Annotated in this window: 21 protein-coding genes; 12 read left to right on the forward strand and 9 right to left on the reverse strand. The window is 70.8% G+C overall.

The features are described 5' to 3' along the window. Positions 1 to 40: 40 nt before the first annotated feature. Positions 41 to 484: a MarR family transcriptional regulator gene (locus ABZT04_RS33020; RefSeq protein ID WP_356060725.1), complete on the forward strand. Its 444-nt coding sequence runs from the start codon at positions 41 to 43 to the stop codon at positions 482 to 484. On the opposite strand, the gene ABZT04_RS33025 is transcribed toward ABZT04_RS33020, so the two are convergent. Next, positions 465 to 1,385: an aldo/keto reductase gene (locus ABZT04_RS33025; RefSeq protein WP_356060727.1), complete on the reverse strand. Its 921-nt coding sequence runs from the start codon at positions 1,383 to 1,385 to the stop codon at positions 465 to 467. The two genes, ABZT04_RS33020 and ABZT04_RS33025, sit on opposite strands and share 20 nt — an antisense overlap. Before the next feature lie 233 nt (positions 1,386 to 1,618). Next, a complete protein-coding gene (locus ABZT04_RS33030; RefSeq protein WP_356060729.1) occupies positions 1,619 to 2,380 on the reverse strand; it encodes a winged helix-turn-helix domain-containing protein in 762 nt (253 codons plus the stop codon). A 440-nt stretch (positions 2,381 to 2,820) separates the two neighbouring features. Here ABZT04_RS33030 and ABZT04_RS33035 point away from each other — a divergent pair, with 440 nt between their 5' ends. Both ABZT04_RS33035 and ABZT04_RS33040 read left to right on the forward strand, forming a co-directional pair. Beyond that, positions 2,821 to 3,645 carry a DUF427 domain-containing protein gene (locus ABZT04_RS33035; RefSeq protein ID WP_356060731.1) on the forward strand — a complete coding sequence of 275 codons (825 nt, stop codon included), beginning with the start codon at positions 2,821 to 2,823 and terminating at the stop codon, positions 3,643 to 3,645. Between the two features lie 95 nt (positions 3,646 to 3,740). Then, positions 3,741 to 4,559: a hypothetical protein gene (locus ABZT04_RS33040; RefSeq protein WP_356060733.1), complete on the forward strand. Its 819-nt coding sequence runs from the start codon at positions 3,741 to 3,743 to the stop codon at positions 4,557 to 4,559. A 7-nt stretch (positions 4,560 to 4,566) separates the two neighbouring features. On the opposite strand, the gene ABZT04_RS33045 is transcribed toward ABZT04_RS33040, so the two are convergent. Beyond that, on the reverse strand, positions 4,567 to 5,664 hold the full coding sequence (locus ABZT04_RS33045) for a hypothetical protein (RefSeq protein ID WP_356060735.1): 1,098 nt from the start codon (positions 5,662 to 5,664) through the stop codon (positions 4,567 to 4,569). A 264-nt stretch (positions 5,665 to 5,928) separates the two neighbouring features. Here ABZT04_RS33045 and ABZT04_RS33050 point away from each other — a divergent pair, with 264 nt between their 5' ends. Then, positions 5,929 to 6,288: a hypothetical protein gene (locus tag ABZT04_RS33050; RefSeq protein ID WP_356060737.1), complete on the forward strand. Its 360-nt coding sequence runs from the start codon at positions 5,929 to 5,931 to the stop codon at positions 6,286 to 6,288. Positions 6,289 to 6,336: 48 nt separating this feature from the next. On the opposite strand, the gene ABZT04_RS33055 is transcribed toward ABZT04_RS33050, so the two are convergent. After that, entirely contained in the window at positions 6,337 to 7,116 is a 780-nt protein-coding gene (locus tag ABZT04_RS33055; RefSeq protein ID WP_356060739.1) for an SDR family oxidoreductase, read from the reverse strand. A gap of 70 nt (positions 7,117 to 7,186) precedes the next feature. Here ABZT04_RS33055 and ABZT04_RS33060 point away from each other — a divergent pair, with 70 nt between their 5' ends. The 5 genes from ABZT04_RS33060 to ABZT04_RS33080 all read left to right on the forward strand — a co-directional run bounded on the left by ABZT04_RS33060 (position 7,187) and on the right by ABZT04_RS33080 (position 11,058). Further along, positions 7,187 to 7,423, forward strand: a complete 237-nt coding sequence (locus ABZT04_RS33060; RefSeq protein ID WP_356060741.1) for a hypothetical protein — start codon at positions 7,187 to 7,189, stop codon at positions 7,421 to 7,423. Then, positions 7,423 to 7,800, forward strand: coding sequence for a toxin Doc (locus ABZT04_RS33065; RefSeq protein ID WP_356060743.1), 378 nt, complete (start codon positions 7,423 to 7,425; stop codon positions 7,798 to 7,800). The genes ABZT04_RS33060 and ABZT04_RS33065 overlap by 1 nt, the downstream gene beginning before the upstream one ends. A 57-nt stretch (positions 7,801 to 7,857) precedes the next feature. Beyond that, positions 7,858 to 8,814 carry a helix-turn-helix domain-containing protein gene (locus ABZT04_RS33070; protein ID WP_356060745.1) on the forward strand — a complete coding sequence of 319 codons (957 nt, stop codon included), beginning with the start codon at positions 7,858 to 7,860 and terminating at the stop codon, positions 8,812 to 8,814. 112 nt (positions 8,815 to 8,926) lie between these two features. Then, positions 8,927 to 9,925, forward strand: coding sequence for a type I glyceraldehyde-3-phosphate dehydrogenase (gene gap / locus ABZT04_RS33075; protein ID WP_356060747.1), 999 nt, complete (start codon positions 8,927 to 8,929; stop codon positions 9,923 to 9,925). 56 nt (positions 9,926 to 9,981) lie between these two features. Then, positions 9,982 to 11,058: a P1 family peptidase gene (locus ABZT04_RS33080; protein ID WP_356060749.1), complete on the forward strand. Its 1,077-nt coding sequence runs from the start codon at positions 9,982 to 9,984 to the stop codon at positions 11,056 to 11,058. On the opposite strand, the gene ABZT04_RS33085 is transcribed toward ABZT04_RS33080, so the two are convergent. Continuing rightward, a complete protein-coding gene (locus ABZT04_RS33085; protein WP_356060751.1) occupies positions 11,055 to 11,546 on the reverse strand; it encodes a GNAT family N-acetyltransferase in 492 nt (163 codons plus the stop codon). The two genes, ABZT04_RS33080 and ABZT04_RS33085, sit on opposite strands and share 4 nt — an antisense overlap. Before the next feature lie 221 nt (positions 11,547 to 11,767). On the opposite strand from ABZT04_RS33085, the gene ABZT04_RS33090 reads away from it, so the two are divergent. Beyond that, a complete protein-coding gene (locus ABZT04_RS33090; RefSeq protein ID WP_356060753.1) occupies positions 11,768 to 13,027 on the forward strand; it encodes an MFS transporter in 1,260 nt (419 codons plus the stop codon). A 13-nt stretch (positions 13,028 to 13,040) separates the two neighbouring features. Here ABZT04_RS33090 and ABZT04_RS33095 read toward each other — a convergent pair whose 3' ends face one another. Continuing rightward, positions 13,041 to 14,312: an acyltransferase gene (locus tag ABZT04_RS33095; RefSeq protein WP_356060755.1), complete on the reverse strand. Its 1,272-nt coding sequence runs from the start codon at positions 14,310 to 14,312 to the stop codon at positions 13,041 to 13,043. A 177-nt stretch (positions 14,313 to 14,489) separates the two neighbouring features. On the opposite strand from ABZT04_RS33095, the gene ABZT04_RS33100 reads away from it, so the two are divergent. After that, entirely contained in the window at positions 14,490 to 15,644 is a 1,155-nt protein-coding gene (locus ABZT04_RS33100) for an MFS transporter (RefSeq protein ID WP_356060833.1), read from the forward strand. 38 nt (positions 15,645 to 15,682) lie between these two features. Here ABZT04_RS33100 and ABZT04_RS33105 read toward each other — a convergent pair whose 3' ends face one another. From ABZT04_RS33105 to ABZT04_RS33115, 3 genes are read right to left on the reverse strand one after another with little or no spacing between them, the layout of a single operon-like run. Continuing rightward, entirely contained in the window at positions 15,683 to 18,436 is a 2,754-nt protein-coding gene (locus ABZT04_RS33105; RefSeq protein ID WP_356060757.1) for an alkaline phosphatase family protein, read from the reverse strand. A gap of 13 nt (positions 18,437 to 18,449) precedes the next feature. Next, positions 18,450 to 19,799, reverse strand: coding sequence for an ABC transporter permease (locus tag ABZT04_RS33110; RefSeq protein ID WP_356060759.1), 1,350 nt, complete (start codon positions 19,797 to 19,799; stop codon positions 18,450 to 18,452). Further along, positions 19,796 to 20,737: an ABC transporter ATP-binding protein gene (locus ABZT04_RS33115; protein WP_356060761.1), complete on the reverse strand. Its 942-nt coding sequence runs from the start codon at positions 20,735 to 20,737 to the stop codon at positions 19,796 to 19,798. The genes ABZT04_RS33110 and ABZT04_RS33115 overlap by 4 nt, the downstream gene beginning before the upstream one ends. A gap of 177 nt (positions 20,738 to 20,914) precedes the next feature. Between ABZT04_RS33115 and ABZT04_RS33120 the strand changes: the two genes are divergently transcribed. Continuing rightward, positions 20,915 to 22,183, forward strand: coding sequence for an APC family permease (locus ABZT04_RS33120; RefSeq protein ID WP_356060763.1), 1,269 nt, complete (start codon positions 20,915 to 20,917; stop codon positions 22,181 to 22,183). Positions 22,184 to 22,215 lie beyond the last annotated feature (32 nt).

A 22,215-nucleotide genomic window follows, 5' to 3' on the forward strand; every position in this document is an offset into this window, starting at 1 on the left:
ATATTAGTACGAGGTTCGGACTTTCTGCAATGATGGCGGCATGACCGACGACGACACCGACGAGCTCAATCTGGGACTCCTGATGTTCATCCCTTACCGCTTCATGGAGTCGGCCGTGATGGCCGCCCTGAAGGCCGCCGGGCACGACATCTCGCTCACCCAGGCACGGGTCTTCCAGCGGATCGGCCCGGAGGGCTCGCGACTGGCCGAGCTGGCCGAGGCGTCACAGGTCAGCAAGCAGACCATCGGGTCGATCGTCGACCAGCTCGAACGGGCCGGCTACGTCCGGCGCGTACCCGACCCGCGCGACGCACGAGCCCGGCTGGTCACCCTTACCGCCCAGGGCCATGAACTCGTCGAACTGAGCCTGCCCGTCGTCCGCGACATCCAGACGCAATGGACGGCCCACTTGGGCCCCGCGCGCACCCGTCAACTGAGACAGGCCCTGGAAGCGCTGCGGGAGATCACCGATCCACACCGCTGACCGCCGGCCGCAGAGTGGTGAGGCGTGCCATCTCCTCCTCCGAGAGCCGCAGCGCGCCGGCCGCCATGTTCTGCGCGAGGTGGTCCGGATCACCGGTTCCCGGGATCGCCAGCACATGCGGTCCCTGCTGCAGCGTCCAGGCCAGCCGGACCTGTGCGATGGACACACCGTGCGCACGGGCGACGGCGCACACGGCCTCGCTGTCATGCGCGGTCGGGCCGGCCTCGCGCCCGGCACCGGCGATCGCGAAGAACGGGACGAAGGCAAGGCCGAGTTCACCGCAGAGCCGCAGGAGTGCCTGGTCCTCGCTCGGCGCACCGATCCCGTAGGGGTTCTGCACGCACACGACCGGGGCGATGGCCCGGGCCTCGGTCAGTTGCTCGGCCGTGACGTTGGAGACGCCGAGGTGGCGGATCAGCCCGGCATCACGCAGCTCGGCCAACACGCCGAAGTGCTCGCCGATCGGGCTGGTCCGCCGACTCGGTGGCACGCGCAGGTTCACCACGTCCAGGTGATCGCGGCCGAGTTGGCGCAGGTTCTCCTCGACCTGGCCGCGCAACTGCGTCGGCTCGGCCCACGACCACGCGCCCGAGGGGTCGCGGCCCGGCCAGACCTTGGAGGAGATGACCAGGTCCTCCGGATACGGCGCCAGCGCCCGGTTGATCAGCTCGTTCGCGGAGCGCGTCGCCGAGAAGTAGAACGCTGCGGTGTCGATGTGGTTCACGCCGAGCTCGACCGCCCGCCGGAGCACACCGATCGGCCGATCGCGATTCCGCGGCACCCCGCGGTCGAAGGGCGCGGAACCCGTCAACCGCATCGCGCCGAACCCGATGCGGTTGACGGTCAGATCACCGAGTCTCCAAGTACCTGCGGCCGCCGCGGTGTTCGTTCGTGGGCTCATGACATGGATCTCCTCTTGCGGGTGGGGAACGGGGACCCGATGGGTGCGGCGAGCACCTCGCAGCGGGCCGACCAGTGCCGGGGCAAGCGGCCCCAGGGCATGAAAAAAGCCTCCTCGGCGGATCGGAGTCCGCGCCGAGAAGGCTGATGTGCTGGTCGACAATCTAGCAGGGCAGCAAGGGTGTTCGGGAAGCGGTCGAGGCGTGCGCGGCGCCCGCCCCTTCCTCCCCCCGCCTATCGGTCCAGCAGCCGTAGCCCCAGAGGCGTCGCCGAGTGCCGGACGTACTGGCCGTCCCGGTGACTGGCGATCAATCCCCCGTCGCGCAGCACCCCGAGTTGGTAACTGGCGCTCGGCAGCGCGATGTTGGCCGCTGAGGCCACCTCGGACGTCGTACGCGCCCCGTGGGTGGCCAGATGTGCCAGGACGACCGTCCGGGTGCGGCCCAGCAGCCGTTCCAGACCGTCCTTGCTCGCGCGGACGATCTCCAAGGGCTGTTTGGTGACCGGGAAGACCAGCACCGGACCGAGCGCGGGGTCCGCGAGCGCGGTGGGTCTGCGCCAGCAGAAGTAGGAGGGGATGAGCAGCAGACCGCGTCCCTCCAGATGGAGTTCGCGGTCGACGGGATACTCCACCTCCAGCACGGGAGCGTGCCAACGGGCGTGCGGGCGCAGCGTGTTGAGCAGGGCGGAGGTGCCGCCGTCGAGGAGTGTGCTGGAGCGCAGTTCGACATCGTTGGCGATGGCTGTCTGGATGCGGGGCCAGTACGGTTCGAGCAGCGTCTTGCAGGACAGTTCCAGGGCTCGCGTCAACGCCCCCAGGGCCTTGGCACCCGGCCGGTTGAGGGAGGACACCCACGACGGGAGCGGACGGGACTCGGCGAGCCGGGTCAGCTCGTGGGTCAACCGACCGCGCGGAGTGGCCCGTACCTCGTCGAGGGCGCCCGCCAGACCGCCGCTCGTGACCGAGGGCGTGAGGAAGTCGGGAATGTAGCCCACGGGAGGAATCAGCGTCTGTAAGGGCAGCAAGGCGCGTCTGGCCACCGGGTCCCTGGCCAGTCCCTCGCGCACCGAACGTCGCCAGTGTCCGAATTCGAGTGCACCTTGCCGCGCGTCCAACCGACAGACTCCGCACACGAGTTCCCAGAGAGCATGCGGCTGGCGAGCGACTCGGATGTTCTGCAGATCCTGCGAGGTGAAGTGAACGCGGAGCATACGGCCTCATTCCTGCGCGCTGTTTCGGTGCGCAGTGTCGGTGGGGGTTCGGCCGCGCGAAAACATGCGCGCCACTCATGGTGACGACTGAGGGGCGGGCATGGTTGTCGAGAGAGGGGACAGAGGGCTGGATCGCGTCGGAGCGAGGCCGCTCCTCAGCCGCCGCCGGTTGGTGCGCTTCCATGGGGGTGACGGCGTAGGACCGACCCGAAGGAGAGCCGGACATGAGCACGTTCCCCACCGCGCGCGACGTCAGGACCACCCCCGAAGGACTCCTGTGGGAGCCGAGCCAACGCTGGGTGCGCGGCCGCAAGGGCGAGGTCACCGTCGTCGACAGCAGGCATCCCGTCCTCGTGTGGGAGCCCGGAGTCCCCGTACCGCTGTACGCCTTCCCGCACGACGAGGTCCGCCAGGACCTGCTCCACCCGGCGAAGAACCCCGCGACCGGCACGCACACCGGATCGCGGATCTTCTACGACCTCGAAGCCGACGGCGGACTGGTGGAGAACGCGGCCTGGACCTTCCCCGCGGACGACCTGGCCGGTTACATCGCCTTCGAGTGGTTCCGCCGTGTCGGCCGGGGACTCGACCACTGGTACGAGGAGGAGGAAGAGATCTTCATCCACCCCCGCGACCCGCACAAACGGGTCGACGCCATCGTCGGCAGCCGGCATGTCCGCGTGGAGATCGGCGGCATGGTGGTCGCCGACACCCACCGCCCGGTCCTCCTCTTCGAGACCGGCCTGCCGACCCGGTACTACATCCCTCGCGAGGACGTCCGTCTGGACCTGTTCGAACCGACCGACCACAGCACCGGCTGCCCCTACAAGGGGACCGCCACCTACTGGTCGTGGCGGGCCGAGCCCGCGGCTCCCGGCGCTCCCGGTGTTCCGCCGAACATCGTCTGGAGCTATCCGGAGCCGCTGCCCGCGGTGGGCGCCGTCAAGGACCTCCTGGCCTTCTACAACGAGGCGGTCGACATCACCGTGGACGGCGAACTCCAGGAGCGCCCCGTGACCCCGTTCACCGAGACGCTCGGGCCGAGTTGAGGTGAAACAGCTCCGGCAGGGCAGTCGTCCCCTTGCACATGCCGTGAAGACGGCTGTCGTGTTCCGGAATTGTCGAAGGACGTCGAAGGACCTTGATGGAGACTCACACAAAGGAAGTGAAGAAGCAGGCGCCGAAACGCAAGGTGCTCGATCTGACCGCTGTGCAGGTGGTGGCGAGTGCGCTGGCCACCGTGGTGGGCGCCGTGCTGGCGTCCCTGCTGGGAGTGGCGGGGACGGTCATCGGCGCCGCCGTGGTCAGCGCCAGTGCGACCACCGGGGCGGCGGTCTTCCAGCACGCCTTCCACCGGACGGGCGAGGGGATCCGCAAGCGGGTGCCGTCGGTGGCGATGGCACTGACCCCGAGCGAGGAACGGGCGGCCCAACGCGCGGACGCCCGGGCGGCGTTCGCGTTACCGGCCGACGCCAGGACCGATGACGCGGGACCGCCGGGCGCCGCCTCCGAGGACGAGTCGGTGACCGTCTATCGGACCGGCTTCTCATGGACGTCCTTATGGAAGTCCGTCCGATGGAAGAGGTACGCGCTGGCGACAGGCCTGATCTTCGCGCTGGCGATGGTCACGGTCACCGCGGGGGAACTGATCATGGGCAAGCCGATCGCCGCCGTGGTCAAGAACGAATCGGGCAGCGGGACTTCGATGGGCGGCGGCTCGGCCGGCACGCACACCCCCGCACCCAGCCCGACACCCACGCCTCTCGCGTCGAGCGGCTCGGGGTCACAGACGGGCGACAGCACCACTTCACCGTCACCGAGCGAGACGCCGGAGAGCAGTACCGGCACCGGCACCGGCACGGGCCCGAGCCGGAGCACCGGCTCCAGCCCCGAATCCTCGGCATCCAGCGTGCCGTCCGCGAGCGGCGGTGCCATGAGCAGCTCCGACACCACCGCTCGTTGACCGTGAGCTACTGAGGTGTCCGGCCCGCCCCGGCCAGCGGCTGGTGGTCGGGAGGCTCGGGAAGGCCGAGTTGCCTGCCGAACCTGCGCGAGGCGAGCAGCGCGAGCAGCGCCGTGAGCGCCGCCAGTGCCGCGAGGACGGCCATCAGCCCCGCCAACCAGGCCGGCGCGGCCGTGATCCGCAGCGCCTCGGACAGCGGCGTGGAATGGACCCGCCCGTCGAACAACTGGATCGCGGCCAGCGCGGCCGGCACCGCCATGGACAGGCTGAGTACGGACAGGCTGCCGCGGAGGATGAGCACCGGAGCCAGCAGGACGCACAGGATCGAGACGCCGAGGGCGAACCCGTAGGCGTCGGCGGAGGCTCCGCCGCGGTGCAGCGGGAAGTAGGACAGCCCGCACAGGACGAGTGCCACGGCCGCCATGAGCCGCGGCCGGACTTCGGGAGCGACGCGCCGGGTCGCCGTACTCGGGCGTCGCCGCGGAGGCCGCTGACGGGCTGTGCGTTCGTCGGTGCCCTCCGGGCCGTACGGGGCCGCCGGGGCGTGCCAGGGTGGCTCGGGCAGGAGAGTGTCCGGAGCGGGTGACTGATCCGAGACCACTCCCAGGGTGCGGGCGGGCGCGCTCTGTTCCTCGGCCAGGCGGCCGATCAACTCGACGAGTTCCTCGACGGGCCTGCCGGCCGCGGCCCGTACCGCCTCCTCGCCGCAGTGCGGCTCCAGCGGCGCCCGGTGCAGCAGAGCCATGAGTCGGGTGACGTCCTCCACGGGCCGGTTCTCGGCGGCCGCGCGGATCGCCTCGTCGGCGCAGTCGGGATCGCGCGGCGGCTCGGTCAGGAGGCTCACTAGGCGCGTCACGTCCTCCACGGACCGGCTCACACCGACCGCCCGCAGGGCGTCGGCGGTGGCCTGCGCGTACTGCGGTGACTGCTCCAGCAGCGTGATGAGCTGGAGGACCTCGTCGAGCGGCCGGTCGGCTACGGCGGCATGCACCAGGCTGTGCATCGGATCGATGTACGCGCCCTCCGCGGGCACGAGCGGATCGGCCGCGCTGTCGCGGGGTATCTCGGGTCGGTCCGGGCTGGGTGAGAAAGAGCTGGTGGTCATGCTCGGCTCCATGAAGAGACTGATGCTGCTATCGCCCCCCGAAGCGCGATGAACAAGCTGATCCAGTCCATTACTAGGCGGCCGTCCGCCACCACGCCATGTGAATGCGCCACCCGTGTGACTCCGTCCCGCTGCCGGGGCAACGCGTTCCGGGGGCCGGGTGAGGAGCAGCGGACGGCGGGTACCTGGGACATCGTCCGACAACGTGTGGGCCTGGGCCGCCGCCCTGCGCATGCCCGCCCTGTCCAAGGAGAGTGACCCCACATGGCCACCGTGTCCCTCACCGGAGCCTCCAAGGAGGACGCCGCCACCGTGTTCGGCGTGCTGCGGACGGCGTTCCCCACCGATCGGGTCGTCGACGACGTGCCCCAGGAACAGCCGGGCGACCGGTCCGCCGTGTGGACCGCCGAGTTCGAGCCGACGCAGGAATGGATCCCCACCGATCCCATCCCCCTGGAGGGCACGGTCTCCGCCACACTCCAGGGCAGTTACGTCGCCGTGGACCAGCTCCGCCAGGCCCTGGAGGTCGCGTTCGCCGTGGAGGAGCGGGGCACGGCATCCGGAGACCAGGAGCAGGAGGTCGACCTGCTCCTCACCAGCAAGCGTGACCACAGGCCTGGTTGACGGCTACCGCGTCCACGCCGCAGCGGCCGGGCAGTCACAGGACAGGCATCAGTGGACGGAGAACCCGCCGTCCACGAAGACCGACTGCCCGGTGACGTAGGCCGAGGCCCGGCCGGCCAGGAACACCACCGCGCCCGCGAAGTCCTCGGCGAGACCGTTGCGCCCGACCAGTGTGCGTGCGGCCAGGGCCGCCACCTTTTCCGGGTCGGAGGACAGGCGCTTGTTGAGCGGGGTCATCACGAAACCCGGGACCAGCGTGTTGCAGGTGACGCCGTGCGGCGACCATGCCTCGGCCTGGGAGCGGGCCAGCGACTCCAACGCGCCCTTGGACACCCCGTAGGCGCCGCTCTGGACGAACGCCCGGTGGGCCTGCTGGGAGGTGATGTGGATGATCCGGCCGAAGCCCCGCTCGGCCATGCCGGGGCCGAAGCGCCGGCCCAGGAGGTAGGGCGCCTCCAGGTTCAGAGCCATCGTGGTGTCCCACACCTCCTCGCTCAACTCACCCATCGGCGGGCGCAGGTTGATGCCCGCGCTGTTCACCAGAATGTCCGGTTCCCCGAACACCTCGGCCGCGGCCTCCGCCGCCACCCGCACGCCGTCCCGGTTTCCCAGGTCCCCGCTCACCCAGGCCGCGCGGCACCCCTCGGCCACCAACTCGTCGACGGTGGCGACCAGTTCCTCTTCCCTGCGGGCCACGACGACCACGGCGGCCCCCGCCCGCGCGAGCGCGCCGGCGGCGGCCCGGCCGATACCGGAACTGCCGCCCGTGACCACGGCGACCCGGCCGTCCAGCGAGAACATGTCGAAGAGGTAGTCGCGAGAGATCATTCCCGCAGCCTAGACGCCGGGTCCAGGAGGGCACCTCCCCCTTATGGCACCAACTAGGTACCATCGACGCATGCCATCGCTGAATGTGTCCTTCACGGAAGAGGAACTCGACGGAGTGCGCGCGGCCGCCGCGGCCGAGGGCAAGAGCCTCAAGCAGTATCTGCACGACCTCGGCGTGCGGGAGATGCAGCGCGGCCGGTTCGTCGCGGGCGCGTCCGCGTGGGCCGAGCGGCTGCGCGGCGAGTTCGACGACGCCTTCCCCGACGAGGTGCCGCCCTCCGAGCGCGACGGGGCCGCGGCCGCCTGATGCACCTGTACATCGACGTCTCCTGGCTGCTCGACGTCCAGGAGGCCGCCCTCTCCGACGAGGACATGTCGGTCTCGGACTACTCCGCGCTCGTGGCCGCCGTGGCGCGCCACAAGACCAAGCTGCCGACGCTCGCCGCGGCCGACCCGGACGCCGCCTGGCGGGCGGCCGCGCTCATGCACACCATCGTGCGCCTGGAGCCGCTGCCGCACCGCAACAGCCTGTACGCCGCGTTCGTCGCCGCGCAGTACATGGGCCAGTCCGGCGAGGGCATCGACCCGCCCTACGGCGCCCTGTCCGACCTCGTCCGCAAGATCCGCGACACCGGCGTCGGTGTCCTCGCCGTCGCCGACCAACTGCGCTCCTGGAAGGTCTGACCTGGTCCTCCCGGGTCCCGGCGGTCGGGCGGCCGTAGCGCTGCGTACGCTGTTGGCGTGTCAGCCGCCCGCCTCCGCCGTGTCGCCGTCCTCGTCCTCGAAGGCGCCAAGCCGCTCGACGTCGGTATCCCCGCGCAGGTGTTCACGACGCGGGCGAGCATGCCCTACGAGGTGCGGCTGTGCGGTGCGGCGCCCGGGCTGGTGACCGGGGGCGACGGCCTCTCGTACCACGTGGCCGACGGTCTGGACGCGCTCGCGTGGGCCGACATCGTCTTTCTGCCGGGCTATCGGTTCCCGGACCGTGAGGACCCGCCGCGGGCAGTCGTCGACGCACTGATCGCCGCGCACGACCGGGGCGCGCGGCTCGCCGCCATCTCGACCGGCGCCTTCGCGCTCGCCGCGACGGGTCTGCTCGACGGCAAGCGGGCCACGACGCACTGGCACTACACGCGGGCGCTCGCGGCGAAGTACCCGCTCGTCAAGGTCGACGAGAACGTCCTGTTCGTCGACGAGGGCGACGTGCTGACCTCGGCGGGCGCGGCCTCCGGTATCGACCTGTGCCTGCACATCCTGCGCGGCGACCTCGGTGTGGCCGCCTCCAACCACGCGGCCCGGCGTCTGGTCGCGGCCCCCTACCGCAGCGGCGGGCAGGCGCAGTACGTGCCGCGCAGTGTGCCCGAGCCGCTCGGTGAACGGTTCGCCGCCACCCGCGAGTGGGCGCTGCACCGGCTCGGCGAGCCCCTCACCCTCGAAACCCTGGCCCGGCAGGCCGCCGTCTCGCCGCGCACGTTCTCCCGCCGCTTCGTCGACGAGACCGGCTACACGCCGATGCAGTGGGTGATGCGCGCCCGCATCGACATGGCCCGCGAACTGCTCGAACGCTCCGAGCGCAGTGTCGAGCAGATCGCCGCCGACGTCGGTCTCGGCACCGGCGCGAATCTCCGGCTGCACTTCCACCGCCTCCTCGGCACCACACCGAGCGAATACCGGCGCACCTTCGCCCAGGGTGAGTAGCCGCGGCCCCGCAAAGCAGCTTGGCGAAATCCTTTTGAACCATGGCGATCACGCCACTGTCACCGACGGTCGGCGCGCGCGAGCCTGGTGTCGAACCGAAGGGACATCACTTATGACTCGCATTGCCATCAACGGATTCGGCCGCATCGGACGCAATGTGCTGCGCGCCCTCCTCGAACGCGAGAGCGACCTCGAAGTCGTCGCCGTCAACGACCTGACGGAGCCCGCCACCCTGGCGCGCCTGCTCGCCTTCGACACCACGTCCGGCCGGCTCGGCCGCCCGGTGACCGTCGACGGGGACACCCTTGTCGTCGACGGCCGCCGCATCAAGGTGCTCGCCGAGCGCGAACCGGCGGACCTGCCCTGGGCCGAGCTGGAAGTCGACCTCGTCCTTGAGGCCACGGGCCGTTTCACCTCCGCCAAGGCCGCCCGCGTCCACCTCGACGCGGGCGCCCGCAAGGTACTCGTCAGCGCGCCCTCGGACGGTGCCGACGTCACGCTCGCGTACGGGGTCAACAACGACGCCTACGACCCGGCCACGCACACCATCGTGTCGAACGCCTCCTGCACGACCAACGCGCTGGCGCCGCTCGCCGCGGTGCTCGACGAACTCGCCGGCATCGAGCACGGCTTCATGACCACGGTGCACGCCTATACGCAGGAGCAGAACCTCCAGGACGGCCCGCACCGGGACGCCCGCCGCGCCCGGGCCGCCGCGGTCAACATCGTGCCGACCACGACCGGCGCCGCCAAGGCGATCGGCCACGTCCTGCCGAACCTCGACGGCAAGCTGTCGGGCGACTCGATCCGCGTGCCCGTCCCGGTCGGCTCGATCGTCGAACTCAACACCACCGTCGCCCGCGACGTGACCCGCGAGGACGTCCTCGCGGCCTACCGCACCGCCGCCGAGGGACCCCTCGCCGGAGTCCTCGAATACTCCGAGGACGCGCTTGTCTCCTCCGACATCACCGGCAACCCGGCCTCGTCGATCTTCGACTCCGCACTCACCCGTGTGGACGGCCGTCATGTGAAGGTCGTCGCCTGGTACGACAACGAGTGGGGCTTCTCCAACCGGGTGATCGACACGCTCGAACTCCTCGCCGCCGGCTGACCAAGGCAGTTGTGAGTGCAAGGGGCGGGCGACCGGTGGTGCCGTAGTGTCTGGCCATGCCCGTGTCGCCCAGCCCCGATCCGCTCGTGCCCACCGCGCCCCGCCGCGCACGTGAACTCGGGCTCGGGGTGGGGGAGTTGCCCACGGGACCGCACAACGCGATCACCGACGTCCCCGGCATCCGCGTCGGACACACCACACTGATCCAGCCGCCGCGTGTGCACAGCGGTGTCACCGCGATCGTGCCCGACGGCGTCGGCCCCAACACCCCACTCCCCGCAGGGGTGTTCGTGGGCAACGGCTACGGGAAACTCCTCGGTGCCACACAGCTCGCCGAACTCGGCGCCATCGAGACACCGTTGCTGCTCACCTCCACCCTTTCCGCCTTCCGGGTCGCGGACGCCCTGGTCGGCTGGATCCTGGAACGGCCCGAGGGCGCGGACGCGCGGAGCGTCAATCCGGTGGTGGGGGAGTGCAACGACGGGCTCCTCTCCGACATCCGGTCGCGGCCGGTCCGGGAGGACCATGTGCGCGCGGCACTTGAGAGCGCGTGCGCCGGGCCGGTCGCGGAGGGGTCGGTCGGCGCGGGCACCGGGATGATCGCGCTCGGCTTCAAGGCCGGCATCGGCACCTCGTCGCGACGGGTGCCGCTCGCGGGCCAGGAGGCGCTGCTCGGCGTGCTGGTGCAGGCCAACTTCGCCGGGACGCTGCGCATTCAGGGCCGTACGATCACCCCCGCCGACGTCGGGGTCTCCGCCGACGATCCTGGCCCCGAGACCGGCTCGTGCATGATCGTGACCGCCACCGACGCACCCCTCGACTCCCGCCAGCTCACCCGGCTCGCCCGCCGTTCCGTCTACGCACTGGCCCGGGTCGGCGCCGACTACGGCCACGGCAGCGGCGACTACGGACTCGCCCTGGGCACCCGCCCGTTGGGCACGCACGCCGGTCCCGCGGTGGTGCCCGACGCCCGGCTCGACCCCCTCTTCCGTGCCGTGCTGGACGCCGTGGAGGAGGCGGTCCTCAACTCGCTGCTGACCGCGACCCGGGTCACCGGCCCGCAGGGGCACACGCGGTATCCGCTGCCCGCGGCACCGCTCCTCGCCCTGCTGGCCGGCGGTCCGGGAAACTAGAGATCGCGCTCGTACCAAGTGCCGTGCTTACCACCGAGGTCGGCCGGGCCGGCGGGCCCCACCGGGCTGAACCCGGCCTTGGACAGCACCTTTTGGGACGCGATGTTCGCGTGCGAGGTGGCCGCTCTGAGCGTCCGCAGACCGTGCCGTTCCACCGCCAGCCGGCACAGCTCCTCGACGGTCGCGGTCGCCACACCGCGCCCGGCGACCTGCTGGGCCACCCGGTAGCCGAGGTCCGCGGCGCCTCCCTCGACCATGTCGAAAAGGTTGAACCTGCCGAGGACCGAGCCGTCCTCGTCGACGAGCACATAGAAGGCACAGATTCCGGCCTCCTGCTCGGCCAGCAACGCGTCGTAGTGTGCGGCGAACTTGTCGAAGTAGTCGTCGCCCCGGTCGGAGATCGAGAGGGCGAAGTAGGCACGGTTCGCCAGTTCGAAGGCCAGGACCGACGGGGCATGGTCGGCACGCAGCAGCTGCAACTCGGGCATCGCCGGACTGTATCCAGAACTGTCGGGGGAGCGCTCTCCCCATTGAAGCCCGGGTTTACTCCGTGGCGGCCGGGAACTAGTCCAACTGTCGGAGGACAGCGTGTGAACTGGACGAACTACGCGTCGGCTTTGGCCAATTGTTGCGGGTGTTTTGCCGGTGCATGCGTTGTCCGCTCCACCGCTCCGACCTAACCTGACCGGCGGACCGAGGGAGGGTCGGCATGTTGAAGACCGTCCGTGAACAGGCAGCGGGCCTCACCAGGGATCAGCGCAACGCGTTCATCGCCGCCTACTTGGGCTGGGCGATGGACGCCTTCGACTACTTCCTCGTTGTCCTCGTCTACAGCGAGATCGCCGACGACTTCCACGTCTCCCTCACCGACATGGCCTTCCTCACCACGGCCACCCTCGTCATGCGGCCGGTCGGCGCCCTCCTCTTCGGCCTGTGGGCGGACCGGCGGGGCCGCCGCACCCCGCTCATGGTCGACGTGGCCTTCTACTCGGTCGTCGGATTCGCCTGCGCCTTCGCCCCGAACTACACCGTGCTGCTCGTCCTGCGCCTGCTCTACGGCATCGGCATGGGCGGTGAGTGGGGTCTCGGCGCCGCACTCGCCATGGAGAAGATCCCCGCCGAACGGCGCGGTTTCTGGTCGGGCCTCCTGCAGAGCGGCTACTCACTCGGCTATCTGCTCGCCGCGGTGGCGTTCTTCGGCATCGAACCCGCCTTCGGCTGGCGGGGGTTGTTCGCCTTCAGTCTGGTGCCCGCCCTGGTCGCGCTGTGGGTGCGCACCCGGGTGGAGGAGAGCGAGGTGTGGGAGAAGAGCGTCCGGCTCAACCGCACCCCCGCCTACCAGGTGTTCAAGAACCCCGCCGTTCTACGGCGCTTCGTGTACCTCGTGGCGCTGATGACCGCCTTCAACTGGATGTCGCACGGCACCCAGGACATCTACCCCACCTTCGTCAAGAAGGGCCTGGGCCTCTCCCCGGACACCTCGATCGCCATCGCCGTGGTCTACAACATCGGCGCCATCATCGGCGGCCTGGTGCTGGGCGCCTACTCCGAGCGGCTGGGCCGCCGTCGCACCATCATGATCGCGGCGGCCGGAGGCCTGATCGTGGTGCCCTTCTTCGTCCTGTCCAGCGCGGTGGGCTGGCTGATGCTCTCCGCGTTCCTGATGCAGGTGTGCGTACAGGGAGCCTGGGGCGTCATCCCCGCGCACCTGACCGAGATGAGCCCGGACACCATCCGCGGCTTCTACCCGGGCGTCACCTACCAGCTCGGCAACCTGATCACCGCCCTCAACCTGCCGCTCCAGGAAGCCCTGGCCGAGCGCCACGGCTATCCGGCGGCGATGGCATGGACCGTGACACCGGCCCTGGTCCTGGTGATCGTGCTGAGCGCGATCGGCAGGGAGGCCAAGGGCATCCAGTTCGGCAGCACGGGGGCGCGGGCGCCGAGCACGGCGGCGGTGGACACGTAGGACGCGGGGCTCGTCAGACGGTCGCCCGGCTGACGAGCGTTCGGTCCTCGCCGACGGCCGACTCCAGTTGCTTCACCGGCACCACCGTCTTCACCGGCCTCGGCCGGCGCACGCGGAACCGGCCTCGCAGCAGGGGCCGTTCGATGAAGGCGTACGAGGCGAGGGCCGCGGCGAACGTCGTCGCGAGACCGGCGGAGAGCAGGTGGTCGGCGGGCACACCGAGGTCGTGCAGCAGCCGGATGACGGGGTAGTGCCACAGGTACATCCCGTAGCTGAGGTTGCGTCCGATCCAAGCCGGAGCGGACAGCGACAGCAGACGGTTGGGCCACCACCGGGGGCACAGGTCCAGTGCGGCCACCACACAGGCCGTCAGCAGCGCGGCGGCCAGGAAACCGACCGTGTACCAGACGGGGTTCCACGCGCTGGTCTCGGTGATCGGGATCTGCCAGGCGATCAGCCCCAGCAGCCCGAGCGCGGGCCAGGAGAGCCGTCCCGCCCAGCGGCGCAGCAGCGCCAGCCGAGGGTCGTCGGCGCGCAGCCGGGCCAGGACGAGGGCCAGCAGGGCGCCGACGAGGAGCTGATCGGCGCGGGTGTCGGGCCCGTTGTAGATACGGTGCGCCGCCGAGGGATCCCAGAGCACCCACCGCCAGAGAACCGGCAGCACGCACAGCACGGCGACCCAGCCCGGCACCGCCCGCGCGGACGCGCGCCGCAGCAGTACGAGCAGCAGGAGCGGCCAGGCCAGATAGAACTGCTCCTCCACCCCCAACGACCAGGTGTGGCTGAGCGGCGCGGTGAGATCCGCGTACGTCCCCGGGTTCCCGGCCCGTACGAGGTTCACCACCGACCCCGCGGCCAGCACCGCCGCCACCCACGCCCCGCGGAACAGCGGCAGCGCAAGTGTCACGGACAACAGGGCGGTGACCGCGCACATCACCAGCAGGGCGGGCATCAGCCGCATCCAGCGCCGCCGATAGAAAGACCACAGACCGATACCACCCGTCCGGGCGTACTCGGCGACCAGCAGCCGGGTGATGACGAAACCGCTGATCGTGAAGAACACGTCCACGCCCACCGAACCACCGGGCACCAGGTCCGGCTGCACGTGATAGACGATCACCAGCACCACCGCGACCGTCCGCAGACCGTCCAGCCCCGCCACCCGCCCACCACCACGCGGCGCCGACGAGAAACCCCGTGAGGGGGCGACGGGCGGCGCCGCCGCTCGCACATCAGGGCGCTGCTCCGGGGCCTCGTCTACCGCGTTCCGATGGAGGGTGCTCATAACCGCGGCGTCTGCCCAGGCGAGCCCGGATCACACAAATTCTCATCCTCCCCTCAGACGGGCGCAGCGATCCGGCCGACGGAACCGCCGTGTGCCCGCACGGCGGGATGTCCGGGCTCCTCGTGCCCTGGTGACCCGCTGGGCTACATTCGCCTCATGTCCGCTCCGGTCCGGCAGATGTGGCCGCTGTACGCGGCCGGATTCACCACCGCCTTCGGCGCGCACGGCATCGCCGCCAGCCTCGGCGCCGACACCGACGACGCGGTCACCTCACTGCTGGTGCTGGGCGGACTCCTCGCGCTCTACGACGGCGCCGAGGTGCTGCTCAAGCCGGTCTTCGGCACCCTCGCCGACCGCGTCGGCGCCCGCCCGGTGCTGCTCGGCGGGCTCTTCGCCTTCGCCGCCGCGTCCGCGGTGTACGCCGTAGCGGACAGCCCGGGCTGGCTGTGGGCCGCCCGACTCGGACAAGGAGCGGCGGCCTCCGCGTTCTCTCCGTCGGCCTCCGCGTTGGTCGCCCGGCTCAACCCGGCCGCCAAGCACGGCCGGGCGTTCGGCAGTTACGGCTTCTACAAATCCATCGGCTACACCCTCGGCCCGCTGCTCGGCGGAGTCCTGGTGTGGGCCGGGGGCCTGCGGCTCCTGTTCATCCTCCTGGCGGTGCTGGGCGCGGTGGTCGCGGTGTGGGCGATGGCCGCCGTTCCCGTCGTACCGCCGCTGCCCAAGGTCCGGCAGACGGTGCTCGACCTGGCCCGGCGACTGGCCGACCCCGTCTTCCTCGCTCCGACCGCCGCCCTCGCGGCGGCGACCGCGGCGCTCTCCGTCGGCGTCGGTTTCCTGCCGGTCTCCGGGCGCGCCGCCGGGCTGGGCGCGGTCGCCACCGGCGCCGCGGTGTCGGTCCTCGCCGCCTGCGCGGCCGTCGTCCAGCCGCGTGCCGGGCGGGCACGCGACGACGGCCGCCTCAGCACGCGTTCCGGCCTGGCCGCGGGGCTGTTCGCCACCGCCGCGGGACTGGCCTGCGCCATGCTGCCGGGCCTGACCGGCATCCTCCTCGGCGCCGCCCTCGTCGGCGTCGGCACCGGACTGATCACGCCCCTAGGGTTCGCCGCGCTCGCCTCCTCGACCCCGCCGGAACGCCTGGGGCAGACCATGGGCGCCGCGGAACTCGGCCGTGAACTCGGCGACGCGGGCGGCCCCCTCCTGGTCGCCGTCGTGGCCTCACTCACCACGCTCACCTACGGCTTCGGGGCGCTCGCGGTTCTGATCGGGGCGGGGGCGGTCCTCGCGTTCGTAGGCCGTCGTGTGGCAACGGCAGGGGCCCCTCGCCGGCGGTGACGCCGACCAGGGGCCCTTGACCAGTCGATCAGCCTGTGTCAGCCGTCGTTCTCCGCCGACGGGAGGTAGGCGCCGGGTACGTCGTTCGGTGCGTAGACCTTCTTGTCACCGGGGTACGGCTTGGTCCAGTTGTGGGTCTGGTACCACGTGTAGCGGTTCATCTGGGTGGGGTTGGCGTAGTCCGGCACGGCGTTCGTGCCGGTCAGACGCTGGTGCGAGGCCCACGTCTTCCACTGCGTCGCGAGCGCCTTCTCGGCCGCCGGCACCGCCGTGGACGTCGGCGCGGCCGCCGCGCCTGCGGCCTGGGCCGCCGGGGTGTCCGAGCCGCAGGACGGCTGGGGGCTCACACCGAGGGTCAGCGAGGTCCGGTTGGGCACCGCCGTGAACGGCGTGGTGTCCGCCTTCGAGGTGAAGGCGCCGTACATCGGGGTGGCCGCGCTGTCGAGCTGGTTCATCGGGTGGATGCCGAGGATCTGCTCGATGGTGCGGACCATGGTGATCTGCGAGTAGTAGTGGCTGTCGACGGTGCCGTGCTTGGCGTAGGGGCTGATGACCTGGATCGGGGCGCGGTGGCCGTCGACGTGGTCGAGGCCGGCCTGGGAGTCGTCCTCGACGACGAAGATCGCCGAGTCCTTCCAGTACTTGCTGTGAGTGATCGCGTCGACCGTCCGGCCGACCGCGAGGTCGTTGTCGGCGACCTCGGCGGCGGCGTTCGCCGGGCCGCCGGTGTGGTCGTTGGAGTACCAGAACATGTTCAGGTTGGCAGGACCGTTCTTCTCGAAGTCCTGCTGCCAGATCTGTTCCTTGTAGATGTCCGGAACGTCGAGGTCGAACTTCGGGAAGCCCTGCACCGACACGTCGTTGAGCGAGGGGATCGCCGAGCCCGTCTTGATGGGGTACGCCGTCTGCGCCCCCGTCGCGGCCATGGTCTTGCTGTCGCAGTAAAGGTTCTGCCAGTTCGCGCCGGCCGGCTTGGTCTCCAGCGACTGGAACTCGCCGAAGTCCTTGACGGACTTGCCTGCCGCCTGCGCGCCGGTCCAGATGAAGCCGGTCTTCTGGTGACCGAGGACGTCGTCCTCGGTGTCGTAACTGCGGGTGTACTCGCCGGCCGACGACTCGGTGTACTCCGGGTTGTCGGACTGCATCAGCCAGTTGTGGCCCTCGGCGGAGTTGGTGCCGATGTCGTAGAAGTTGTCGTACAGCCCGAACTGCTCGGCCAGCGCGTGCTGGTTGGGCGTCACGTTCTCGCCGAACTGGGTGAGCGAGGAGTCGCCGTTGCCCTGCGCGACGTCGCCGAACTGCTGGTCGTAGGTGCGGTTCTCCTTGACCAGCAGGAAGACATGCTTGATCGTCGAGGGGGCGCCGATGCGCGTCGGGACCGGGACGGCCTTCGTGTTGCTCTTGCTCTTGGCCGTCTGGACCGAGCCGGAGGTCCAGCCGTTCTGCTTGAACACCTTGGCCGTCTGCGACCTGATGACCAGGTCGCTGGGCAGCGTGAACTGCGTCAGGCTCGACGTGGTGTCGTGGGTGCCGTGGCCGGCCGCGTCGGGGCGCAGGGCGTCGATGCCACGGGTGTTGGCGACGACGACCTTCTTGCCGAGCGCGGTGATCCCCGACGGGAAGTAGTCGGTGGGCAGCAGGCCGACGTAACGCGCGGGCTGCTGCGGGGAGCTGTAGCGGTAGACGGCTACGGCGTTGGCGCGGCCGAGCGTGACCAGCAGGCGGCCGTCGTCGGTGAGCGTCACCGCGTTGGGCTCGTAGCCGACCGAGGCCTCCGGCCACGGCTGGGTCGAGATGGTCTGGACGACCTTGTCCTTGCGGCTGTCGATGACCGACACGTTGTTGTCGGCGGTGTTGGTGACGAACACCGCGCCCTTGCTCGCGTACACGGCGGTCGGGTGCAGGCCCACGGCGATGGTGCCCACGGCGGCGGCCGGGTTCGCGGTGTCGATCACGCTGACGGTACCGGTGGTGGCGGCGCCCGTCTTCGGGTTCGCCACGACGTCGGTGCCGTAGGAGTTGATGGTGGTGTCGCCGGCCTTGGCCGGACGTCCGCCCTCGTTGCTGACGTACAACTTGCCGCCGACCAGGGCGAGTCCGCGCGGTGCGTTGCCAACGGCCCATGTCTGCTTGATGGTTCCGGTGGCCGCGTCGATGGCGACCACCTTGTTCTGACCGTTGACCGCGGAGTACACGGTGGAGCCGTCGGCCGAGAATACGGCCGCGCCCACCAGCGCCTGCTTCGTGCCGTCGGCCGCGATCGTCACGGCCGTCGGGTTGGCGAGGGTGCCGTCGGCGTTGACGGTGAACTTGGTGTAGCCGTTGGCCTGTCCGAGCCAGAGCTGCTTGCCGTCGGGCGAGTAGGTCGGGCCCTCCTGGCCGACCGCGGCGGTGCTGATACGCAGGTCGTCCGCCGCGTTGGTGCCGACCTTCTGCTTGACCTGACCGGTCGCGAGGTCCATGACGACCAGCGACGCGTCACCGTCGGCGATGGAGGCCGCGAGGTGGGTGCCGTCCGGGCTGACCGTCGACGACATGATCTTGCCGTCGTTGATGACCGTGCGGCTGCCGTAGGGCTTGATGTACTGGTCGGCGGAGACGACCTGGCCGTTGGCGGTGGTCTGGCCGACCTGCTGGGTACCGAACTGGTAGGTCGAGGCGACCGCGGTGCCCGTGACACCGAGGGCGACGGTGATGCCCGCGGTCACCTGCATGGCGCGGCGCCCGACGCGTCTGCCGAAGAGGTTGACGTGATTCTTCTCGTTGATCCGACGCTGGCGTGTTACCTGCACGGAGTGGTTCCCTTCAGTGGGTGTCGAGCAGATCGACGTTGCCGTCGAACTGCCACAGCGGATTCGGGGCGTCTCCGGTCGAAGTCCGTGCCAGGAAGTAGCCGTTCACTTCCTTGGGACCGTCGCCGTCCGCCACGAACCGCCCGTCCGAGGTGATGTCGAGCTGGTAGATGGCCGTCCCGGTGACCGCGACCCCGGGAAGGTGCCAGCTCACTACGCAACGCCAGTCGTTGCCCGCGCCCTCCTGGGCGGCCTGGCCGTCGCTCTTGGTGCATGCCGCCGTGGCGCGCAACTGCGCCTCGGTGACGGCGGGTCGGTGGAGTTGCCGCGTCTGCAGTCGGTAGAGGTGGCCGAACACCGTGGCGAGGGACTTCTGCACCTTGTCCTGCTCGATGCCGGAGCCCGTCGACGGGGTGGCCACGGCGACCGCGCCGACGGTGACGGCGGTCAGCAGGGCCAGCGGCAGCACGCCGAGGGTGATCGCGCGGCGCCCGGAGCCGTCGTAGGCCGGGTTGGTGAAGTCGCGCCGTACGAGCAGCACATGGGCCAGGACGGTCGCGAGCACGGCCCACGCCAGGCTGACCGCGACGGCGATCAGGAGCGGGGCGAGCTGGGACGGGCTGGTGAACAGGCCGTTCCAGGAGATGAAGGCGTAGGTGGGCAGCGCCAGGCGCACGGAGACGGGCAGCGGCAGCATCTGGGCGACCGACATCGCGAGCGCGACGATCGGAGGCAGCAGCAGGCCCATCGGGGAGCGGCCGAGCGCGACCGAGCCGAGCAGTCCGATCGCGGCGAGCGCGAGGGTCGGGGCGAGGACCGCGACCCAGGCGAGCAGGACGTGGAAGGCCGCGTCTCCGGGCGCCAGTTGGTGCCCGTCCAGTCCCACCAGGGGTTGGTTGCCGACCGCCAGCAGCCCGCCGACCGCGCTGGAGACGGCGAGACCGGCCACCAGCAGCAGGATGACGGTGAGGCTGGCCAGTACCTTCGCCACGAAGATCCGGGTGGGCGAACGGACCGCCACCAGCAGATGCCGCCAGGTGCCCAGCCGGTCCTCGGCGGCGAACACGTCACCGGCGACCACCGAGGTCAGCAGCGGCAGCGCCCAGGTGCCCGCGAAACCGAGGATCACCAGCGGTCCGGCCCACCCGGTGGCGTGCATCCAGCGGCCGAAGAGGGTGTCGGAGGGGAGCGTGCTCTGCTGGCTGACCCCGGCGACGAAGAGCGCCGGCGCGATCCAGCAGGCGAGCACCAGCAGCCGGATCCGCCACTGCGAGACCAGCTTGACCAGTTCGAAGCGGTAGCCGCGCGAGACCGGGACGAGGCGGGCGGGGGCGACGCGGACCTGGGCTGCGGTCGCGGTCATCGGCCGGCCTCCTGCTGCTCGGTCAGGGCGAGGAACGCGGCTTCCAACGGCGATACGACGGGGGCGAGTTCGCGCACCGCGACATCCGACCGCACGACCTTGGCGACGAGTTCGTCGAGGGCGGGTGTCAGCGCGCGTACGACGAGCACGTCGGCGTCCTGCCGTACGCCGCTGTCGTCGACGATCCGGATGCCCGGCGTGTCGGCGGCGACCCGGCGCGCGGTCCCGGGGTCGGAGGTGCGCAGCCGGTAGTCGAGTTCACGGTTCTCGGCGGCCAACTTGCTCAGCGGGCCGGAGAAGACGATCCGTCCGGTGGCGAGGATGGTGACCTCGGAGCACAGGGCCTCCAGGTCGTCCATACGGTGGCTGGAGAGCACCACGCCGGTTCCCTCCGAGGCCAGCCGGGTGAGGACACCGTGCACATGTCTCTTGCCCGCCGGATCGAGGCCGTTGGACGGCTCGTCGAGCACGAGCAGCCGGGGGCGGGTGAGCAGTGCGGAGGCGAGTCCGAGTCGCTGGCGCATGCCGAGGGAGAAGCCGCGGGTCTTGTCGTCGGCGACATCGGTGAGCCCGACCTCGCCGAGCACGTCGTCGATGCCCGCCGTCCCCGCGTCGAGGCCGCGGAGCGCGGCCAGCGCGGCGAGGTTCTGCCGGGCGGTGAGCGAGGGGTAGAGACCGGGCGCGTCCACGAAACCGGCGACACCGTCGGGAGCGGCGAGCGCCCGCTCGACCGGTGTGCCCAGGATCTCCAGCCGTCCGCCGTCGGGGACGGCCAGCCCCAGCAGCAGGCCGAGCAGTGTCGTCTTGCCGGCACCGTTCGGTCCGACCAGGCCGTGGATCTGACCTTGCGTCACATCCAGGTCGACACCGTCGAGTGCGACGATGTCGCCGAAGCACTTGGTGATGCCGCGAGCCCGGACCGCGAAGAGTGCGTCCATGAGTGCCTTCCTTCGAAACCCTCAGGGACGTTAGGGGCGGCACACAACACAGGCACAGGTGGCTGGTTGAACGGGTAGGGAACGGATCGTCAAGGCGTCGGCAAGTCCCTGGGCACAAATGGCCAGTATTCGGCCAGACTTGGGCACTCGGGTGTGTTATGCGCGGGAGGGTTGGCCATGAACGGGTCGTCGGCTGCCGGTGATACCGGGGAGCTTGAGCGGCGCCTGGGGGTCTTCGACGCCGTGGTGATCGGGCTCGGCTCGATGATCGGGGCCGGGATCTTCGCCGCTCTCGCCCCCGCCGCCACGGCGGCCGGATCCGGCCTCCTCCTCGGCCTGGCGTTCGCGGCGGTGGTCGCCTACTGCAACGCCACCTCCTCCGCACGACTGGCCGCGCGCTACCCGCGGTCCGGCGGAACCTACGTCTACGGCCGGGAGCGGCTCGGCGAGTTCTGGGGCTACCTGGCCGGGTGGGGCTTCGTGGTCGGCAAGACGGCGTCCTGCGCCGCGATGGCCCTGACCGTCGGTTCCTATCTGTGGCCCGGCCAGACGCACGCGGTCGCGGTGGCGGCGGTGGTGGCGCTGACCGCGGTGAACTACGCCGGGGTGCACAAGTCCGCACTGCTGACGCGGGGAATCGTCGCCGTTGTCCTGGTGGTGCTTGCCGCAGTGATCGTCGCCTGCCTCACCTCCGCCTCGACGGACGCGGCCCGCCTCGACATCGGCGCCGACGCCTCATTCGGCGGGGTCCTCCGGGCCGCGGGGCTGCTGTTCTTCGCCTTCGCCGGGTACGCGCGTATCGCCACCCTCGGCGAGGAGGTCCGCGACCCGCGGAGGACCATTCCCCGCGCCATCCCGCTGGCGCTCGGCATCACCCTGGTCGTGTACGCGGCGATCGCCGTCTGCGTCCTGCTGGTCCTTGGCCCCGGGCGGCTCGCCCACAGCACCGCCCCGCTCGCCGAGGCCGTACGCGCGGCGGGCGTGCCGGGCCTGACCCCGGTCGTGCGGGCCGGTGCGACGGTCGCGGCGCTCGGCTCGCTGCTCGCTCTGATCCTCGGCGTCTCGCGCACCACCCTGGCGATGGCCCGCGACCGGCACCTGCCGCATGCGCTGGCCGCCGTCCACCCCCGCTTCCAGGTACCGCACCGCGCCGAACTCGCCGTCGGCGCGGTCGTCGCGGTCCTGGCCGCCACGGCGGACGTGCGCGGCGCGATCGGCTTCTCCTCCTTCGGGGTGCTGACCTACTACGCGATCGCCAACGCCTCCGCCTGGACCCTGTCCCCGGCCGAGGGGCGCCCGGCCCGCATCGTGCCGGTCATCGGCCTGGCCGGCTGCCTGGTCCTGGCTTTCGCCCTGCCCCGCGCCTCCGTTCTCGCCGGAGCCGCTGTGATCGCGGCGGGGGCGGGCGTTTACGGCGTGCGCCGTTACGCGGTCGGCCGCGCCTGACGGGGCGTCCGGCTGGCTCGTGTTCGCGAGGC

Origin of the sequence: Streptomyces sp. NPDC005492 (assembly GCF_040605995.1) — a bacterium.
Classification (GTDB): domain Bacteria; phylum Actinomycetota; class Actinomycetes; order Streptomycetales; family Streptomycetaceae; genus Streptomyces.

Excerpts from the sequence above, each read along its gene's own strand:
- ABZT04_RS33050 (WP_356060737.1), top strand. The coding sequence starts at position 5,929 with ATGGCCACCGTGTCCCTCACCGGAGCCTCCAAGGAGGACGCCGCCACC.
- ABZT04_RS33020 (WP_356060725.1), top strand. The coding sequence starts at position 41 with ATGACCGACGACGACACCGACGAGCTCAATCTGGGACTCCTGATGTTC.
- ABZT04_RS33120 (WP_356060763.1), top strand. The coding sequence starts at position 20,915 with ATGAACGGGTCGTCGGCTGCCGGTGATACCGGGGAGCTTGAGCGGCGC.
- ABZT04_RS33040 (WP_356060733.1), top strand. The coding sequence starts at position 3,741 with ATGGAGACTCACACAAAGGAAGTGAAGAAGCAGGCGCCGAAACGCAAG.
- gap (WP_356060747.1), top strand. The coding sequence starts at position 8,927 with ATGACTCGCATTGCCATCAACGGATTCGGCCGCATCGGACGCAATGTG.
- ABZT04_RS33065 (WP_356060743.1), top strand. The coding sequence starts at position 7,423 with ATGCACCTGTACATCGACGTCTCCTGGCTGCTCGACGTCCAGGAGGCC.
- ABZT04_RS33080 (WP_356060749.1), top strand. The coding sequence starts at position 9,982 with ATGCCCGTGTCGCCCAGCCCCGATCCGCTCGTGCCCACCGCGCCCCGC.
- ABZT04_RS33090 (WP_356060753.1), top strand. The coding sequence starts at position 11,768 with ATGTTGAAGACCGTCCGTGAACAGGCAGCGGGCCTCACCAGGGATCAG.
- ABZT04_RS33110 (WP_356060759.1), bottom strand. The coding sequence starts at position 19,799 with ATGACCGCGACCGCAGCCCAGGTCCGCGTCGCCCCCGCCCGCCTCGTC.
- ABZT04_RS33055 (WP_356060739.1), bottom strand. The coding sequence starts at position 7,116 with ATGATCTCTCGCGACTACCTCTTCGACATGTTCTCGCTGGACGGCCGG.
- ABZT04_RS33045 (WP_356060735.1), bottom strand. The coding sequence starts at position 5,664 with ATGACCACCAGCTCTTTCTCACCCAGCCCGGACCGACCCGAGATACCC.
- ABZT04_RS33025 (WP_356060727.1), bottom strand. The coding sequence starts at position 1,385 with ATGAGCCCACGAACGAACACCGCGGCGGCCGCAGGTACTTGGAGACTC.
- ABZT04_RS33035 (WP_356060731.1), top strand. The coding sequence starts at position 2,821 with ATGAGCACGTTCCCCACCGCGCGCGACGTCAGGACCACCCCCGAAGGA.
- ABZT04_RS33095 (WP_356060755.1), bottom strand. The coding sequence starts at position 14,312 with ATGAGCACCCTCCATCGGAACGCGGTAGACGAGGCCCCGGAGCAGCGC.
- ABZT04_RS33115 (WP_356060761.1), bottom strand. The coding sequence starts at position 20,737 with ATGGACGCACTCTTCGCGGTCCGGGCTCGCGGCATCACCAAGTGCTTC.
- ABZT04_RS33085 (WP_356060751.1), bottom strand. The coding sequence starts at position 11,546 with ATGCCCGAGTTGCAGCTGCTGCGTGCCGACCATGCCCCGTCGGTCCTG.
- ABZT04_RS33060 (WP_356060741.1), top strand. The coding sequence starts at position 7,187 with ATGCCATCGCTGAATGTGTCCTTCACGGAAGAGGAACTCGACGGAGTG.
- ABZT04_RS33100 (WP_356060833.1), top strand. The coding sequence starts at position 14,490 with ATGTGGCCGCTGTACGCGGCCGGATTCACCACCGCCTTCGGCGCGCAC.